Annotated in this window: 16 protein-coding genes and 1 pseudogene; 10 read left to right on the top strand and 7 right to left on the bottom strand. The window is 72.8% G+C overall.

All coding sequences use genetic code 11. From position 1 onward, the window contains the following. The first annotated feature begins 81 nt into the window (after positions 1-81). The 3 genes and pseudogenes from AC5WRL_RS10810 (at position 82) to AC5WRL_RS10800 (ending at position 1,460) form a co-directional block, all read left to right on the top strand. Positions 82-463, top strand: a pseudogene (locus AC5WRL_RS10810) (type II toxin-antitoxin system RelE/ParE family toxin). Next, positions 460-783, top strand: coding sequence for a helix-turn-helix domain-containing protein (locus AC5WRL_RS10805; protein WP_496088186.1), 324 nt, complete (start codon positions 460-462; stop codon positions 781-783). The pseudogene AC5WRL_RS10810 and the gene AC5WRL_RS10805 overlap by 4 nt, the downstream one beginning before the upstream one ends. Before the next feature lie 152 nt (positions 784-935). Next, on the top strand, positions 936-1,460 hold the full coding sequence (locus AC5WRL_RS10800) for a hypothetical protein (protein WP_496088185.1): 525 nt from the start codon (positions 936-938) through the stop codon (positions 1,458-1,460). On the opposite strand, the gene AC5WRL_RS10795 is transcribed toward AC5WRL_RS10800, so the two are convergent. Beyond that, positions 1,448-1,987 carry an NUDIX hydrolase gene (locus tag AC5WRL_RS10795; protein ID WP_496088184.1) on the bottom strand — a complete coding sequence of 180 codons (540 nt, stop codon included), beginning with the start codon at positions 1,985-1,987 and terminating at the stop codon, positions 1,448-1,450. The genes AC5WRL_RS10800 and AC5WRL_RS10795 overlap by 13 nt on opposite strands. A gap of 11 nt (positions 1,988-1,998) precedes the next feature. Continuing rightward, the gene (locus AC5WRL_RS10790) at positions 1,999-3,108 is read right to left on the bottom strand and encodes an MFS transporter (RefSeq protein ID WP_496088449.1); all 1,110 of its coding nucleotides are present in this window, start codon (positions 3,106-3,108) and stop codon (positions 1,999-2,001) included. Positions 3,109-3,264: 156 nt separating this feature from the next. On the opposite strand from AC5WRL_RS10790, the gene AC5WRL_RS10785 reads away from it, so the two are divergent. Continuing rightward, positions 3,265-4,167 (top strand): LysR family transcriptional regulator, encoded by a 903-nt coding sequence (locus tag AC5WRL_RS10785; protein ID WP_496088183.1) that lies wholly within the window; start codon positions 3,265-3,267, stop codon positions 4,165-4,167. A gap of 91 nt (positions 4,168-4,258) precedes the next feature. Here AC5WRL_RS10785 and AC5WRL_RS10780 read toward each other — a convergent pair whose 3' ends face one another. Next, positions 4,259-6,388, bottom strand: a complete 2,130-nt coding sequence (locus AC5WRL_RS10780; protein ID WP_496088182.1) for an ATP-binding SpoIIE family protein phosphatase — start codon at positions 6,386-6,388, stop codon at positions 4,259-4,261. Positions 6,389-6,513: 125 nt separating this feature from the next. Between AC5WRL_RS10780 and AC5WRL_RS10775 the strand changes: the two genes are divergently transcribed. Continuing rightward, complete coding sequence (locus AC5WRL_RS10775) at positions 6,514-7,023, top strand: hypothetical protein (protein ID WP_496088181.1); 510 nt, start codon at positions 6,514-6,516, stop codon at positions 7,021-7,023. A gap of 104 nt (positions 7,024-7,127) precedes the next feature. Here the strand turns inward: AC5WRL_RS10775 and AC5WRL_RS10770 are convergent, their stop codons facing one another. After that, a complete protein-coding gene (locus AC5WRL_RS10770) occupies positions 7,128-8,291 on the bottom strand; it encodes a LacI family DNA-binding transcriptional regulator (protein ID WP_496088180.1) in 1,164 nt (387 codons plus the stop codon). A 113-nt stretch (positions 8,292-8,404) separates the two neighbouring features. Between AC5WRL_RS10770 and AC5WRL_RS10765 the strand changes: the two genes are divergently transcribed. The 3 genes from AC5WRL_RS10765 to AC5WRL_RS10755 are packed head-to-tail and all read left to right on the top strand — an operon-like array spanning position 8,405 to position 11,605. Beyond that, complete coding sequence (locus AC5WRL_RS10765; protein ID WP_496088179.1) at positions 8,405-9,574, top strand: Gfo/Idh/MocA family protein; 1,170 nt, start codon at positions 8,405-8,407, stop codon at positions 9,572-9,574. A 19-nt stretch (positions 9,575-9,593) separates the two neighbouring features. After that, positions 9,594-10,781 (top strand): dihydrodipicolinate synthase family protein, encoded by a 1,188-nt coding sequence (locus AC5WRL_RS10760; protein WP_496088178.1) that lies wholly within the window; start codon positions 9,594-9,596, stop codon positions 10,779-10,781. Next, complete coding sequence (locus AC5WRL_RS10755; protein ID WP_496088177.1) at positions 10,778-11,605, top strand: sugar phosphate isomerase/epimerase family protein; 828 nt, start codon at positions 10,778-10,780, stop codon at positions 11,603-11,605. The genes AC5WRL_RS10760 and AC5WRL_RS10755 overlap by 4 nt, the downstream gene beginning before the upstream one ends. 50 nt (positions 11,606-11,655) lie before the next feature. Here the strand turns inward: AC5WRL_RS10755 and AC5WRL_RS10750 are convergent, their stop codons facing one another. From AC5WRL_RS10750 to AC5WRL_RS10740, 3 genes are all read right to left on the bottom strand, one after another. Then, entirely contained in the window at positions 11,656-12,030 is a 375-nt protein-coding gene (locus AC5WRL_RS10750; protein ID WP_496088176.1) for a toxin Doc, read from the bottom strand. Next, positions 12,030-12,260, bottom strand: a complete 231-nt coding sequence (locus AC5WRL_RS10745; RefSeq protein ID WP_496088175.1) for a hypothetical protein — start codon at positions 12,258-12,260, stop codon at positions 12,030-12,032. Before AC5WRL_RS10745 ends, AC5WRL_RS10750 begins: the two co-directional genes overlap by 1 nt. A gap of 64 nt (positions 12,261-12,324) precedes the next feature. Beyond that, the gene (locus AC5WRL_RS10740; RefSeq protein ID WP_496088174.1) at positions 12,325-14,661 is read right to left on the bottom strand and encodes an ATP-binding cassette domain-containing protein; all 2,337 of its coding nucleotides are present in this window, start codon (positions 14,659-14,661) and stop codon (positions 12,325-12,327) included. A gap of 131 nt (positions 14,662-14,792) precedes the next feature. On the opposite strand from AC5WRL_RS10740, the gene AC5WRL_RS10735 reads away from it, so the two are divergent. After that, positions 14,793-15,572 carry a TetR/AcrR family transcriptional regulator gene (locus AC5WRL_RS10735; RefSeq protein ID WP_496088173.1) on the top strand — a complete coding sequence of 260 codons (780 nt, stop codon included), beginning with the start codon at positions 14,793-14,795 and terminating at the stop codon, positions 15,570-15,572. A gap of 126 nt (positions 15,573-15,698) precedes the next feature. After that, positions 15,699-16,712, top strand: coding sequence for a prenyltransferase (locus tag AC5WRL_RS10730; RefSeq protein WP_496088172.1), 1,014 nt, complete (start codon positions 15,699-15,701; stop codon positions 16,710-16,712). The last annotated feature ends 124 nt before the right edge of the window (positions 16,713-16,836 follow it).

Raw genomic sequence — 16,836 nt, 5'->3', positions numbered from 1 at the left:
CGAGTGGCAGTGGCTGAACGGAGTGGTGACGTGACCCTCAGCCATGTTTAGCTATTGCTAAATAGAGGAGGGGGTGCCACAGTGGAAGAGCGCTGGGAGGTCTACCTGACGGACGAGGTGGATCAGTGGCTCAACGACCTGGAGAAGGCGGATTGCGCATCGTATGTGCTGGTAAATCAGGCCATCGCGATGCTCTCCCGGGTCGGGCCGGCCGAAGGCAGGCCGCTGGTCGACCGAGTGAAGGGCTCGGTGCTGCACAACCTCAAAGAGCTGCGTCCGGGCTCCGTGGGGCGCAGCGAGGTGCGAGTGTCTGTTCATGTTCGACCCATGGCGTGCCGCCATCCTGCTGATGGCGGGAGACAAGTCAGGGAACTGGGACGAGTGGTACCGCCGGGCGATTCCGGAGGCGGAGCGGCGGTATGCGGAATACCTTGCGGAGCGGAAGAGGGAGAACGGGCAGTGAGCGGATTCGTCAGCTGGTCGGCCAGTGGACACCGGGAGCAGGCCGAGGCGCTGGCGGGCGGACCGGAGGCGTTCCGTGAGGGTGTGCTGCGCATGGTCGCGGAGGCGCGGGCGTGGCGTCTGGTGGAGATGCGGCGGGAGCGGGGACTGACCCAGCAGCAGGTGGCCGACCGGATGGCGGTCAGTGCGGGGCGGATCTCCCAGATCGAGAGCGGGCAGGTCTCGGGGAGCGAGGTCATCGCCCGCTACGTTCAGGCGCTCGGCGGGAATCTCATCATGGTCGCTGTCTTCGACGACGGGGAGCTCAGGAAGGTCGGATAGCCGGTGGGAGCGGAGGATTTCGCCCGTATCCGCCCGGGGGCGGTGGCGGTAGGGTGCCGCCATGAGGAGTGTCCGGGGGAAGAGGGCGCTGTTGGCGGTGTCCGTGTTGGTGATGGTGATGGCGTCCTGTGGTGGTGGCGGGGGCGACGGGGGTGTTCCGGATTCTCTGGCGCCGTCCGGGGGCGGACGGGGCGGACGGGGCGGACGACGGGGGCGGGCCCGGCGCTCCGCCGGGCGGCGGGCTGCCGTCGGTGCCCGCCGCGGAGCTGTGCTCCATCGTCAGCGACGAGCCCCTGGCCTCGGCCGGCCTGACCACGGCCGACGGGGCGCTCAAGGCCTGGGCCCACTACGAGCAGGCCTGTGTCTACGGTGAGCTGACGGCCCGGCGGCTGATCCTCTCCGTCAACGAGAGCGACCTGATGCTGAAGTGGGCCCACGAGGAGCCGGTCACCGACTTCGAGGGACATCCCCTGGTCGTCCAGTACAGCTCCGCCGAAGCCTGCATGCTCGACCTCGAAATCGCTGCCATCGGCTCGGAGGACACCGACGACTACCGGGCCACCCGGGTGATGATCCTCGTCGAGGATCTGACCATGTACGGAACCCCGCCGGAGAACCAGCCCTGTGAGGCCACCGCCTACCCGGCGGCCCGGGACGCGCTCGCCTACGTGGACTGAGCCGCCGGCCCCGGGCGGCGGGAGAGGCCGGCCAGGTAGGTGTCCACCGTCTGCAACAGGCCGTCCGCCAGGCCCGGTTCCCCGGACCACCAGTGGATGGCCTTGATCTCCTCGTTCGGCGTGAACGGCAGCGGCTCCGCCGTGTCCGCCTCGTACACCGCCCCGTACGCCGTGGGGCGGTGCGCGAAGGCGGTCCTGGCGAAGCCGGCGAAGCGCAGCGCCCCGGGATCGATCAGCTGGCCCGCCTCCTCCCGCAGCTCGCGGGCCGCCGCCTCGCGCGGGCTCTCGCCCGGCTCGATGCTGCCGCCCGGCAGCTCCCAGGTGCCGCGCTTCCGCTCCAGGACCAGCAGCAGCCGCTGCCCGTGCCACAGCGCCACCAGGCTGTACGAGATCGGCGCGTCGTCGAACGTGCTGTCCTCCGGCACCTGTTCGAACCCCAGCAGCCGCACCGCCAGCGGGCCGGTCGCCAGGGGGAGGGGCAGGGGGAGGGGCTGTCGCTGTGGCTGCGTCCGCTGATCACCCGTCATGCCGCCCGACCCTACTCCGGGGCGCTGACAACCACCGTCACCGCCAGCGCCGCCAGCGCCAGCGCACCGCCCAGCCACATCGCCGCCACCGGCCCGGCCGCGTCCGCCACCCGCCCGCCGGCCAGCGCGCCCGCCGCGATCGCCAGGTTGATCACCGTCGCGAACAGCGAACTCGCCCCCTCCCGCGCCGCCGCGTCCGGCGCCGCCCGCTGCGTCCAGGACTGCCCGGCCACCGCCACCCCGCCGTACGCCACGCCCCACACCAGCAGCAGCCACGCCAGGTGCGGCACCAGCAGCACCGCCACCGCCAGCACGCCGCAGATCACCAGCACGGTGCCGCGTACGGTACTGCCCACCACCGCCCCCGCCGTGAAGGTGCCGGCCAGCCCCGCCACCCCGTACAGCAACAGCAGCCCGCTCAGCGGCGAACCCGCCACCCCCGCCGTCTCCTCCAGCACCGGCCGGATGTACGTGTACGCGGCGAAGTGGCCGGTCACCAGCAGCGCCACGATCAGCAGCGGCGCCCGGACGCCCCGGTCACCGAACAGCCGCAGCACCCCGCCCAGCCCCTGCGCCCGGCCCTGCGGCGGCAGCGGCGGCAGCAGCACCGCCAGCGCCCCCGCCACGGCCAGCGACACCAGACCGCCGCCCACGAACGCCGCCCGCCAGCCGGCCAGCTCACCCAGGTACGCGCCGGCCGGCACCCCCAGCACGGAGGCGGCGGCGATCCCGGAGAAGATCAGTGAGGTGGCCCGGCCCGCGCGGTGCGGCGGCGCCAGCCGGGCGCCGAGGCCGGCCGCCAGCGCCCACACCCCGCCCATCGCCACCCCGACCAGCACCCGCGCGCCCATCAGCACCGGGTAGTTCGGCGCCCAGGCGGAGAGCAGGTTCGCCCCGGCCAGCAGCACCATGAGCGCCACCATGACCCACCGCCGGTCGGCGCCCCGGATGCCCGCGGCGACCAGCGGCGCGGCCAGCGCCGCCAGCACCCCGGTCACCGTCAGCGACAGCCCGGCCAGCCCCTCGCTGACGTCCAGTTCCCGGCCCAGCGGGGTGAGCAGCCCGACCGGCAGCATCTCCGAGGTGACCACCATGAACGTGGCACCCGTCACCGCCGCCACCCCCGGCCAGTACCCGGAGCGCCGAGTACGTCGCTGACCTGCGGTTTCTTCTACTTGTGTCATGCCGTCCAGCCAACTGCGCCGGAGGGCCGGGAACAACGGCCAAGTGCTCACCCTTCTATGAGCGGGGCTCATCGAATCGACGGGAGGCGGGCGGTGCCGGACGGGCTGGAACTCCGCGAGCTGGAGTGCTTTCTGGTGCTGGCCGAGGAACTGCACTTCGGCCGCGCCGGCGAGCGGCTGTACGTGTCGCAGAGCCGGGTGAGCCAGCTGATCGCCGCCCTGGAGCGCCGGGTCGGCGCCCGGCTGGTGGAGCGCACCAGCCGGCGGGTGGCGCTGACCCCGCTGGGCGCCGACTTCCGGGCGGCGCTCGGCCCGGCGTACGGGGCGCTGCGGGCCGCCGTCGAGGAGACGCGGGAGCGGGCCCGGGGGGAGGCGGGGCGGCTGCGGGTCGGGTTCCAGGCGCCGTTCGTGGGGCGGCTGATGGGCGCGGTCAACGACTTCCAGCAGCGGTTCCCCGAGTGCGACACACAGATCACGGAGCTGCCGCTGTCGGACCCCTTCGGCGCGGTGCGGCGTGGCGAGGTGGATGTGGCGGTCGTGATGCTTCCGGTGGCGGAGCCGGACCTGGTGCTGGGGCCGGTGTTCTCCCGGCAGCGGCACCGGCTGGCGCTGTCGGTACGGCACCCCCTGGCGGCGGCGGGAGCGGACGGCGGCAGCGGCGAGCTGTCGGCGGAGGACCTGGCCGCCGTACCGCTGATCTCGGCCGCCGGCCCGGCGCCCGCGTACTGGCGCGAGGCGCAGGCGCCGACCCGGACCCCGGGCGGGCGGCCGGTGCCGCGCGGCCCGGTGGTCCGTACCCTCCAGGAGGGCCTGTCGCTGACGGCGGCCGGGCGCGGCGGGATGCTGCTGTGCGGCACCACCGGGAACTACCACCGGCGGGACGACATCACCTATCTGCCGGTACGGGCGCTGCCCGAGTCGGCGCTCGGGCTGGTGTGGCACCGCGACCACGAGACGGCGCGGATCAGGGAGTTCGCCCGGGCGCTGGCCATGTGAGCGCCCGGCGGGCGTGCCGGACGGTGCCGGACGACCCGCCCCGTACGGCCCCGGGCGCGCGCGACGGAACCGGCGCCCGCGCCCGTAGCCGTCACAGCGCCGGAACGTCCGCGATCCCGGGGAAGTCCTGCGGCTCCTCGGGAACCTCCGCCCAGATCGTCTTGCCCGTGCTGCTCTGCCGGCTGCCCCACCGCTGGGTGAGATGCGCGACGATGAACAGGCCGCGCCCGCTCTCGTCGTACGCCCTGGCCCGCCGCAGATGCGGCGAGGTGCTGCTGCCGTCCGACACCTCGCAGATCACCCCGCCCTCCCGGATGACCCGCAGCTGGATCGGGCCGCCCGCGTGCCGGATGGCGTTGGTGACCAGCTCGCTGACCACCAGCTCGGTGGTGAACACCGCGTCGTCGAGCCCCCAGCTGGTCAGCTGCTGGGCGGCCAGCTCGCGGGCCCGGGCCACGGCCGTGGGCTCGGCGGGCACCTCCCAGGTGGACACCTGGGCCGGGGACAGCGCGCGGGTACGGGCGACCAGCAGCGCGATGTCATCGGTGTGGTGCTCGTCGACCAGGGACTTCAGCACCGCGTCGCACGTCGCCTCCAGGGACGGCGCGCGCTGGGCCAGCAACTGGCACAGCTCCGCCAGCCCCTGATCGATGTCGGCCCGCCGCGACTCCAGCAGGCCGTCCGTGTACAGCGCCAGCCGGCTGCCCTCGGGGAGCGTGATGTCGACGGACTCGAACGGCAGCCCGCCCAGCCCGAGCGGCGGACCGGCCGGCAGATCGATGACCTCGGCCGCCTCGTCCGGCCGCACCAGGACGGGGGCCGGGTGCCCCGCGCGGGCCAGCGAGCAGACCCGGGAGACCGGGTCGTACACCGCGTACAGACAGGTGGCGCCGGTCTCCATGCTGCCGTCGTCGGACCCCGCCCTCCCGTCCTCGACGCCGGTGCCCGGCCAGTCGTCCTGCTCGTTCTCGGCGCGCATCCGGATGACCACGTCGTCGAGGTGGGTGAGCAGCTCATCGGGCGGCAGATCGATGTCGGCCAGCGTCCGTACGGTGGCCCGCAGCCGCCCCATGGTGGCCGAGGCGTGCAGCCCGTGCCCCACCACATCACCGACCACCAGGGCCACCCGTGCCCCCGACAGCGGGATGACATCGAACCAGTCGCCGCCCACCCCCACCATGGAGTCCGCCGGCAGATAGCGGGACGCCACCTCCACGGCGGCCAGATCGGGCCGGCCGCGCGGCAGCAGACTGCGCTGGAGGGTGAGGGAGGTGGCCCGCTCGTGCGTGTAGCGGCGCGCGTTGTCCAGGCATACGGCGGCCCGCGCGCCGATCTCCTCCGCGAGCAGCAGATCGGCCTGGTCGAAGTCCTCCGGGCGGCGGTGGCGGGCGAATATCGCCACGCCCAGCGTCGCGCCCCGGGCGCGCAGCGGCACCACCACGCCGGAGTGCACGCCGTACTCGCGCACCCGCGCCGCCCGCTCCGGATCCATCGCGAACCACTCGGCGACCGCCGTCGCGTCCAGCACCCGCGCCCGGTACTCGCCGCTGGCGGCCACGGCGCGGCCGTGCGGCGACTCCGGCGGGTACTGGAGCGATTCGCCGGTCTCCAGCATGACCTCCGGGGTGCCCTCCAGCACCGACCGCTGCGCCACCCGGCGCAGTGTCACGGGGCCGGGGAACCGCTGGGTACGGGGTTCCTCGCCGCGCAGCACCGAGTCGTACAGATCCACCGTGACCAGATCCGCCAGCCGGGGGACGGCGACCTCGGTCAGCTCGTCCGCGGTGCGGCGGACGTCCAGGGTGCTGCCGATCCGGCTGCTGGCCTCGCTGAGCAGGGTCAGCCGCTCCCGGGCGACCATCAGCCGGGCGACGCGCCGCTCGCGGTCCTCGCGGATGCGGCACACCAGGAGGCTGAGGAGGCAGGCCAGCGCCACGGCGGTCAGTACGGTGACCCGGCCGCCGATGGACAGCTGCGGGACGAGAAACCCGTACAGCACGAAGGAGGCGCCGAAGGTGACGAGGGCGACGAGGAGCGTCGGCCCCAGGGGGAGCAGCCCCGCGGCGGCGAGCGGCGCGAGCAGCGAGAAGCTGGACCAGCGGGCGAGACGGCCGGAGGACGTCTCGTACTGAACGACGGTGATGACGGCGATGTAGAGCAGCAGCAGGGTCAGGACGGACGGGCCCCGGAGCCGGCGGATGTGTGATCGAAAGGAAGCCATGTGGTCACCCTCCGCGTCCACCGTAGCGCGAACGGGACAAGCCGCACCTTTCGTGCGGGGGGTACCGCGGCCGGGCGATTGATGCGAGCATGATCAACCACATTCGGCGTGAACGGGGGTTCGCGATGAAGCGTCGCGTTTGGTGGGCCGCGGGGGCGGCCGGTCTGGTGCTGGTGGGGACGATTGCGTCCGTCGCCATCGCGCAGCGGGAGAGTCTGGCGGAGAAGCTGGAGAAGGACGGCTACCTCCTGGCGGGGGAGGTGGACGGCCGGCAGATCTGGCTCGTCGGGACGGCCGATGGCGGGATGGCGTACCGCACCATCCCGGACGGCGGATGCGGCCGCGGCGGTGGCCCGCTGATGGACCCGGTCACCGAGCACTCGGGCGCGGACTACTACCTCGCCTGCACCGGCACCGACACGGACGGGAGCTTCACGGTGCTGGCCCAGCTGCCGAAGGGCACCACCTCCGCCGTGCTGGCCTTCGATGCCGAGGAGCCCTGGCCGATGACCATGCTGACCACGCCGGACGGCTGGCCGGCCGAGGTCGCCTTCGCCGAGATCGCCTCGGAGCACGCCGTGGCTGTGACGGCCGGGCTCGGGGAGTTCGAGGTGAGGTTCGAACCGGCCGGGTAGCGCCGGTGCGGGGGCCGATTGCGGGCCGGGCGGCCGGGCTCCGGCGTCCGGCATCCGGCGTCCGGGGGTGCCCGGCCGGCCGCCCGTCCGGCGGCCCCGTACGGTCAGGTGGCGCGCGGCGGCGCCGTCGAGGCGCGGACCATCAGGTCGGCGGGGAGGGTCGCCACCCGCCCCGCCGGCGCCTCCTCGCGGCCGAGCGCCAGCCGCCCCGCGCGGGCGCCCGCCTCGTGCAGCGGGATCCGTACGGTGGTCAGGGCGGGCGCCGCGTCGATCGCGAACGGCAGGTCGTCGAAGCCGGCCACCGAGATGTCCTCCGGGATGCGCAGCCCCCGGTCGCGCAGCGCCGCGCAGGCGCCCAGGGCGACCGTGTCGTTGGCGGCGACGACGGCGGTCAGGGTGGGCTCGCGGCGCAGCAGTTCCAGCGCGCCGTCGTAGCCCGAGGCCCGGTCGTAGCCGCCGTGCACGGTGAGCCGGTCCGCGTCGCCGGCCACCCCCGCCTCGGTGAGCGCCGCACGGTGGCCCTCCAGGCGGTGCCGGGTGGTGGTACGGGCGGCGGGGCCGCCGAGGTAGCCGATCCGCCGGTGGCCGAGGGTGAGCAGATGGGCGGTGAGGCGGTGGGCGCCGCCGAAGTTGTCGAAGGTGAGCGCGACGGGGGAGGGGGCCCAGGTCTCGTCCTGCTCCGCAGGCGTGGCCGGGGCCGGGGCGGAGAGCGGCTGCCGCCCGCACAGCACCACCCGGGTGCCGCCCGCCTCAAGCCGCCGCAGCCGGGTGGCCAGCGCGGCCAGATGGTCGGGGTCCTCGACCGTTCCGCCGGTCAGCACCACGGCCGCCGCCCGCTGGCGCAGCAGCAGCGTGAGGTAGGTCAGTTCGCGCTCCGGCGAACCGCCGGTGTTGCAGATGATCGCCATCTTCTGGCCGTGCGGCGCGTCGTGCTGCCCCGCTCCCTGCCCCTGCCCAGGTCCCTGCCCCTGACCCTGTCCTTGTCCCGCTCTCGGCTCCGCGTCCGGTCCGATCTGGGACTGGATGGCGGAGGCCATCACCCCGAAGAAGGGGTCGGCGATGTCGTTGACCAGCACCCCCACCAGGTCGGAGGTGGCGGCGGCGAGCGCGCTGGCCGGGCCGTTCACCACGTACTCCAGCTCGTCCACCGCCCGCAGCACCCGGGAGCGGGTGGAACCGGCCACCGGATAGTTGCCGTTGAGCACCCGGGAGACCGTCGCCGCGGACACCCCCGCGCGTGCCGCCACATCCGCCAGCGTCACCGACATGCTCCGCCCCGCTTTCCGTGCTGCCACTTGTCCCATCCGCTGTGGGCAGGTTAGCGTCTCCCCATATAGAAAGCGCTTACTAGCCGCCGCTGCTCCGGGAGGGAATCCGGCCCATGACCGACACGCCGAACCGCAGGACCGTCCGCATCGCCATGAACGGCGTCACCGGACGCATGGGATACCGCCAGCACCTGGTCCGTTCGATCCTCGCGCTGCGCGAACAGGGCGGCCTCCCGCTCCCCGACGGCACCGTGATCTGGCCCGAGCCGATCCTCGTCGGCCGCCGCGAGCACGCCCTCAAGGCGCTCGCCGACCAGCACGGCCTGGACGCCTCCGCCATCTCCACCGACCTGGACGCCGTCCTCGCCGACGACACCGTCGACATCTACTTCGACGCCCAGATCACCCTCGCCCGCGAGGAAGCCCTCAAGAAGGCCATCGCCGCCGGCAAGCACATCTACACCGAGAAGCCCACCGCCACCGGCCTCGACGGCGCCCTCGCGCTCGCCCGCCAGGCGCGCGACGCCGGCATCAAGCACGGCGTCGTCCAGGACAAGCTGTTCCTCCCCGGCCTGCGCAAGCTCAAGCGGCTCATCGACGGCGGCTTCTTCGGCGAGATCCTGTCCGTGCGCGGCGAGTTCGGCTACTGGGTCTTCGAGGGCGACTGGCAGCCCGCCCAGCGCCCCTCCTGGAACTACCGCTCCGAGGACGGCGGCGGCATCGTCGTCGACATGTTCCCGCACTGGGAGTACGTGCTGCACGAGCTGTTCGGCCGGGTCGAGACCGTCCAGGCGCTGACCGCCACCCACATCCCGCGCCGCTGGGACGAGAACGGCAACGCGTACGAGGCCACCGCCGACGACTCCGCGTACGGCATCTTCCAGCTGGCCGGCGGCACCGTCGCGCAGTTCAACTCCTCCTGGTCGGTGCGCGTCAACCGCGACGAGCTGGTGGAGTTCCAGGTGGACGGTACGCACGGCTCCGCCGTCGCCGGGCTGCGCAACTGCCGCGTGCAGCACCGCTCCGCCACCCCCAAGCCGGTGTGGAACCCGGATCTGCCCGTCACCGAGTCCTTCCGCGACCAGTGGCAGGAGGTGCCGGACAACGCCGAGTTCGACAACGGGTTCAAGGCGCAGTGGGAGCTGTTCCTGCGCCATGTGGTGCTGGACGAGCCCTACAGCTGGGACCTGCTGGCGGGCGCGCGCGGGGTGCAGCTGGCCGAGCTGGGCCTGAAGTCCTCCGCCGAGGGCCGCCGCCTGGACGTCCCCGAGCTGAGCCTTTAGGAACAGGGAGAACGCACCGATGATCCGACTCCCTGACGCGACGGGCACCGGCACGGGCACCGGCACCGTACGGGACTACCAGCCCCGTACCACCCCGGCCCCGGCCCTCGCCGCCGCCGGCGAGGGCCCGCTGACCTCCCGCATCGTCTTCTCCGCCGCACACGTCGTCGCCGACCCGTACGCCGACACCACCCCGGACAGCCCCGCCGCCGTCGACTGGGACGCCACCCTCGCCTTCCGCCGCCACCTGTGGTCGCACGGGCTCGGCGTCGCCGAGGCCATGGACACCGCACAGCGCGGCATGGGCCTGGACTGGGCCGGCGCCGCCGAGCTGATCCGCCGCTCCGGCGCCGAGGCCAGGGCGCACGGCGGCCGGATCGCCGCCGGCGTGGGCACCGACCAGCTCACCGGCCCCGGCCCGTACTCCCTCGCCGACGTGCGTACGGCGTACGAGGAACAGCTCGCCGTCGTGGAGGAGACCGGCGCCCAGGCCATCCTGATGGCCTCGCGCGCCCTGGCCGCCTCCGCCACCGGCCCGGACGACTACCTCACGATCTACGGCGAACTGCTGCGCCAGGCGGCCGAGCCCGTCATCCTGCACTGGCTCGGCCCGATGTTCGACCCCGCGCTGACCGGCTACTGGGGCAGCACGGACCTGGACGCCGCCACCGAAACCTTCCTGGAGATCATCGCCGATCACCCCGACAAGGTGGACGGCGTGAAGGTGTCCCTGCTGGACGCCGGCCGCGAGGTCGCCCTGCGCCGCCGCCTGCCGCGGGGCGTGCGCTGCTACACCGGCGACGACTTCCACTACCCCGAGCTGATCGCCGGCGACGAACAGGGCTTCTCCCACGCCCTGCTGGGCATCTTCGACCCGCTCGGGCCGGTGGCCGCGCAGGCCGTACGCACCCTGGACACCGGCGACACGGTCGGCTTCCGGGCGCTGCTCGACCCGACCGTCGAGCTGTCGCGGCACCTCTTCCGGGCCCCGACCCGCTACTACAAGACGGGCGTGGTGTTCCTGGCCTGGCTCTCCGGCCACCAGCGGCACTTCACCATGGTCGGTGGCCTGCAATCGGCCCGCTCCCTGCCCCACTTCGCCCGCGCGTACGAACTCGCCGATACCCTCGGCCTGTTCCCGGACCCGGCGCTGGCCGAGTCCCGGATGAAGACCCTGCTGGCGCTGAACGGAGTGGAGCAGCCATGACCGAAGTGCGGTTCTCGATCAACCAGATGACCGTCAAGCAGCTCGGCCTCCCCGAGCTGGTGAAGGGCTGCACCGACCTCGGCATCGAGGGCGTCGGCCTGTGGCGCGAGCCGGTCCAGGAGTACGGGGTGGCCGCCGCCGCGAAGCTGGTGCGCGACGCCGGACTGACCGTCACCACCCTGTGCCGGGGCGGCTTCTTCACCGCCACCGACCGGAAGGAGCGCACCGCCGCCCTGGCGGACAACCGGCGCGCCATCGACGAGGCGGCGGAGCTGGGCACCGACACGGTGGTGCTGGTCTCCGGCGGTCTCCCGGCCGGCAGCCGCGACCTGGCCGGCGCCCGCGAGCGGGTCGCGGACGCGCTCGCCGAACTCGGCCCGTACGGGGCGGAGCGTGGCGTACGGCTCGCCATCGAGCCGCTGCACCCGATGTACGCGGCGGACCGCTGCGTCGTCTCCACGCTCGGGCAGGCGCTGGAGCTGGCGGAACGATTCCCCGCCGAGCAGGTGGGGGTGGTCGTGGACACGTACCACCTGTGGTGGGACGAGCGGGTCGCGGACGGCATCGCCCGGGCGGGCGCCGGGGGCCGCATCCACAGCTTCCAGCTGGCCGACTGGGTGACCCCGCTGCCGGCGGGCGTGCTCACCGGGCGCGGCCAGATCGGCGACGGGGCGGTGGACATGCGCTGGTTCGCGGAGCAGGTCACGAAGGCCGGCTACACCGGCTGGACCGAGGTGGAGATCTTCAACGATGTGCTGTGGTCGCGGGACGGCCAGGTGGTGCTGGCGGAGACGCTGAACCGGGTGACCCAGCACCTCGGCTGACCACCGCGTGCGGCGGGGGCCGGGGCGTTGGCGCTCCGGCCCTCAGCCACTCAGATCCGCCACGCCCGGATCCGGTCGGCGGCGGCGTAGACGGTGGCCTTGTCGGTCTGGATGTCCCGGACCAGGTCGATCAGGGCTCCGTATGGTGCGTCGATGCCTTCACCGGAGGCGTTCATATAGGCGACGGTCACCTGACAGGCATACAGGCTGTTGCGATGGGGGAGCGGCTCCAGACGCACCAGGGTGTGCAGCAACGCGGCGGCGCGCCAGGCGTTGTCGGGATCGGCGTTGTCCGGCCGGGGGATGCGGGTCTTGTGGCGGGCGATGGCGGCCACCAGCACGGAGTAGTCCGCGACACTGAGGTCCTCGGGGACGGCCTGTTCCTGGACATCCAGCAACCAGGGCACGTCGATGTACATAGGCATCAGGCCGCTTCAACTCCCCTGCTGGGTGGGACCTCGTCCGGGAACGCCGCGTCGAACTCGGAGCGGTGCTGCTCTCCCCACGTGATCGCGTGGCGTACGAACTGCCGCCGCTGCATCTCACGCAGCGGCAGGTCGTGCACGTACTGCTTGAGCGACTTCCCATCGGCGGCGGCGCCGGCTCTGACGGCTTCGAGTTCTTCGTCGGTGAAGGTGATGTTGAGTGACGGCATACCGGCATGGTACCTGATTGGTACCAGTTGAATGTGCCGCCTGTCACATCACCTCATCCGCACCTCATCCAGCCACATACTCCCGCAGATGCCGCCCGGTCAGCGACACCTCCGCGCCGCCCCCTGCGCCCACCCCTGGCCCGGTCCCCGCCGCCGTCACCAGCTCGCGCGGCGTGCCGGTGAACATCACCCGCCCCCCGTCCGAGCCGCCGCCCGGGCCCAGGTCGATGATCCAGTCGGCGTGCGCCATCACCGCCTGGTGGTGCTCGATGCACACCACCGTGTTCCCGTCGTCCACCAGCCGGTCGAGCAGCGCCAGCAGCTTGTCCACATCGGCCATGTGCAGCCCGGTCGTCGGCTCGTCCAGCACGTACACCGCCGACTTCTCCGCCATGTGGATCGCCAGCTTCAGCCGCTGCCGCTCGCCGCCCGACAGGGTGTTCAGCGGCTGCCCCAGCCGCAGGTAGCCGAGCCCCACATCCGACAGCCGGCCCAGTACGGCGTGCGCCTGCCCGGCCGGGAAGAAGTCGTACGCCTCGGTCACCGACATCCCCAGCACCTCGGCGATGTTCTTGCCGCGCAACGTGTACGTCAGCACCTGGGCCGTGAACCGCCGCCCCTCGCACCGCTCGCACACCGAGGCCACCCCCGCCATCATCGCCAGATCGGTGTACACCAGCCCCAGGCCGTTGCAGTGGGGGCAGGCGCCCTCCGAGTTGGCGCTGAACAGCGCGGCCTTGACCCCGTTGGCCTTGGCGAAGGCGGTACGGATCGGGCCCAGCAGTCCGGTGTACGTCGCCGGGTTGGAGCGCCGCGACCCCCGGATCGGCGACTGGTCGGCGACCGCGACCCCGTCCCGCCCCGAGACGTACCCGTGGATGAGGGAACTCTTGCCTGATCCGGCGACCCCGGTCACCACGGTCAGCACCCCGAGCGGCACGTCCACATCCACCCCGCGCAGATTGTGCCGGTCGGCGCCCCGCACCTCGATGTGCCCGCGCGGGGCGCGCAGTTGCCCCGGCTCGCGCAGCCGGGCCCGGTGTTCCAGATGCCGCCCGGTCAGCGTCCCCGAGGCCCGCAGCCCGGCGACGTCCCCCGCGTAACAGATCTCGCCGCCCGCCGTACCGGCCCCGGGGCCGAGGTCCACCACGTGGTCGGCGATCCGGATCACCTCCGGCTTGTGCTCGACGACCAGGACGGTGTTGCCCTTGTCGCGCAGCCGCAGCAGCAGGCCGTTCATGCGCTGGATGTCGTGCGGGTGCAGCCCGGTGGTCGGCTCGTCGAAGACGTACGTCACATCCGTGATGCCCGACCCCAGATGCCGCACCATTTTCACGCGCTGCGCCTCGCCGCCCGACAGGGTGGCCGAGGGCCGGTCCAGCGACAGATAGCCCAGGCCGATCTCGATGAGTGAGTCGAGCAGCTGCCGCAGGGTGTCGAGCAGCGGGCCGACGGAGGGGTCCTGAACGTCCCCCAGAAATTTGGCGAGTTCGCTGATCTGGGCGGCGGAGCAGTCGGCGATGTTCCAGCCGCCGATCCGGGCGCCGAGCGCGGCGGCGTTGAGCCGGGTGCCGCCGCACTCCGGGCAGGTCGCGAACCGTACCGCCCGGTCCACGAAGGCCCGGATGTGCGGCTGCATCGACTCCCGCTCCTTGGCGAGGAACACCCGCTGGACCTTCACCAGCAGCCCCTCATAGGTGATGTTGTTGGTGCTGATCCGCACCTTGGTGGGCGGCCGGTGCAGGAAGTCGGCCCACTGCTGCTCGGTGAAGTCCTTGAGCGGGGTGTCCGGGTCGTAGAACCCGGAGAGCGCCATCGTCTGCCAGTACCAGGAATCGACGGCGAAGTTGGGCACGGTGATGGCGCCCTGGTTGAGGGAGAGTTCGCGGTCCACGAGCTGGTCGACATCGATCTCGGAGACCTCGCCGAGTCCTTCGCAGCGCTGGCACATGCCCTCGGCGCTGTTGAAGCTGAAGGCCGTGGAGGTGCCCACGTACGGGTCGCCGAGCCGACTGAAGATGATCCGCAGCATGGTGTACGCGTCGGTGGCGGTGCCCACGGTGGAGCGGGAGTTGGCGCCCATCCGTTCCTGGTCGACGACGATCGCGGCGGTGAGGCCGTGCAGCCCGTCCACCTCGGGCCGGCCCAGGCTCGGCATGAAGGACTGGACGAACGCCGTGTAGGTCTCGTTGATCAGCCGCTGTGACTCGGCGGCGATGGTGCCGAAGGCGAGCGAGGACTTCCCGGAGCCGGAGACGCCGGTGAAGACGGTCAGCCGGCGTTTGGGTATGTCGGTGTCCACGCCGCGCAGATTGTTCTCCCGGGCGCCCCGGACCCGGATGACGTCGTGGCGGTCCGCAGCGGCTGTGACGGCGGCTTCGGCTGCGGTGGTGTGGCGCATGGCGGGTCTCCTTGGCGGCGAGGCGGGGGCGGGGAGGCGTACAGCGTACTCTATACACAGTACAGAGTACGCTGTACGCATTAATGCTCGCCGGGGCGGACCGCAGCCGGAAACGGGAGACAATGACGCGCATGGAGACCGACAGGGAGAGGGACGCCACCCGCGCACTGCGCCTGCTGTGGCGCGAACCCGGCTCCCCCGGCACCGCCCCCGGCCGGGGCCCCCGCCCGGCCCGCAGCATCGACGAGGTGATCCGCGCCGCCATCACCACCGCCGACACCGACCCCACCGGCCTGGACGCCGTCACCATGCGCCGCGTCGCCCAGGAACTCGGCGTCACCCCCATGACGCTCTACACCCACATCCCCGGCAAGGCCGTCCTCCTCGACCTCATGCTCGACACCGTCTACCAGGACATGCCCCGCACCCCGCACCGTCCCGACACCCCCTGGCGCGACCGCGTCACCGCCGTCGCCGACGACAACCGCGCCCTCTACCGCCGCCACCCCTGGGTCGCCCAACTCCCCACCAGCCGCCCGCCACTGGGCCCGGGAGTCATCGCCAAGTACGAGCACGAACTCGGCGCCCTCGACGGCCTCGGCCTCGACGACCTCGACATGGACGCCGCACTCACCCATCTCCTCGCCTTCGTCCACGCCACCGCGCGCGCCGCGCTCGACCAGCGCACCACAGAGCGCGAGACGGCGCTCACCGACCAGCAGTGGTGGGACGCCCACGCCCCCGTCCTCGCCAAGGTCCACGACGCGCGCCGCTACCCGCTCGCCACCCGGGTCGGCACGGCGGCCGGGGCCGCCCACCACAACGCCTACGCCCCCGACCACGGCTACGCCTTCGGCCTGGCGCGCGTCCTGGACGGACTGGCCGCACTCATCGACCGGCGCACGCCGTAACCCACCCGGCGCGCGGCCCCGCCCCACCCACCCCTCCCACCCCGGGCGCCCCTCGGTGCCCCCTGCTGCCGGGTCGGTCCACGGAGCTTCACTGGCCGCGAAAGAGCGGTGAATCAACGGGAGTTGATGGTGGTCAGGGCATTCATCCGGCTGGGCAGGCCCAAGTTCCTCTTCCACAGCCTTCTCGTCCTGTGCGCGGGAACAGAACTCGCGGTACGGGCCGGGGCGCGATGCGACACCGCACTGTTCCTGCTGGTGCTCGCCACAGGATGCTGCGGCCACCTGATGACGTACTACTGCAACGACTACTTCGACCTGGAGGCCGACCGCGCCAACCCCGCCCCCACCAACTGGTCGGGCGGCAGCGGAGTCCTCGCCTCCGGAACCCTCCGCCCCGGCACCGGCCTGGCAGCCGCCTTCGTCCTGCTGTTCACATCGGTGTTCCTGCTCACCCTGCTCCCCACCCCCGGAACCCGGCTGCTGGCGGCGGCCTATCTCTTCCTGGCGTGGTTCTACACAGCGCCCCCGTTCCGCTTCAACTACCGGGCGGCCGGCGAAGTGGTCTGCGCGGTGTGCCTGCACGGCATCCTCCCGCTGCTGGCCTGCCTGACCCAGCTCGGCCGCGTCCCGGCGGAGGCGTGGCTGTGCGTCGCCCTGCTGGCGGCCTTCCAGTTCCTGCAACTGCTGGTCCTGAACCTGGCCGACCTCGACGGCGACCGGGCGGTCGGCAAACTCACCCTGACCGGCCTGCTCGGCCCGCGCCGCACCATCCGGGTGTACGGGACGGCGCAGGCGACGGCGTACGCGGCGATCCTGGCCCTGGGCCTGACCGGCGCGCTCCCGCTGTGGGTCACGGCGGCCCTGCTGGCCACCGCCCCCTACCCCTGGCGCGCCACCCGCGCCATGCGCACCGCCGACCTCACCACCCGTACCACCTTCGCCGCCACGGTCCAACTCCCGCTGGCCTCCTGCGCGATCATCGTGGGCTCCACACTGGAGGGGTGGACGGGCGAGTGGAGCGCGTGGCTGATGTTCAAGGCGGCGGCCCTGGCGGCCTTCGCCTGCTGGCTCGCCCCCGTCACGGACGGCCGCCGGCCGGCCGAGGCGGGCAGATCCCGGGAGTCGGTGTCGCCCGGCTGAGTCGGGGCGAGGCCATCCGGGAGGAGAGCGTCCCGCCGTTGCTCCTGGCCCCCGGCCCGGCCCCGACCCCGGCCCCGACCCCGGCCGCCGAACCGATCCGCCCTACCGGCCCCGTCGGTCCCGT

The sequence above is a fragment of the Streptomyces sp. NTD107 genome (assembly GCF_059510435.1).
The sequence above is the reverse complement of the archived record's forward strand: the minus strand, read 5'-3'. Positions and strand labels throughout refer to the sequence as shown.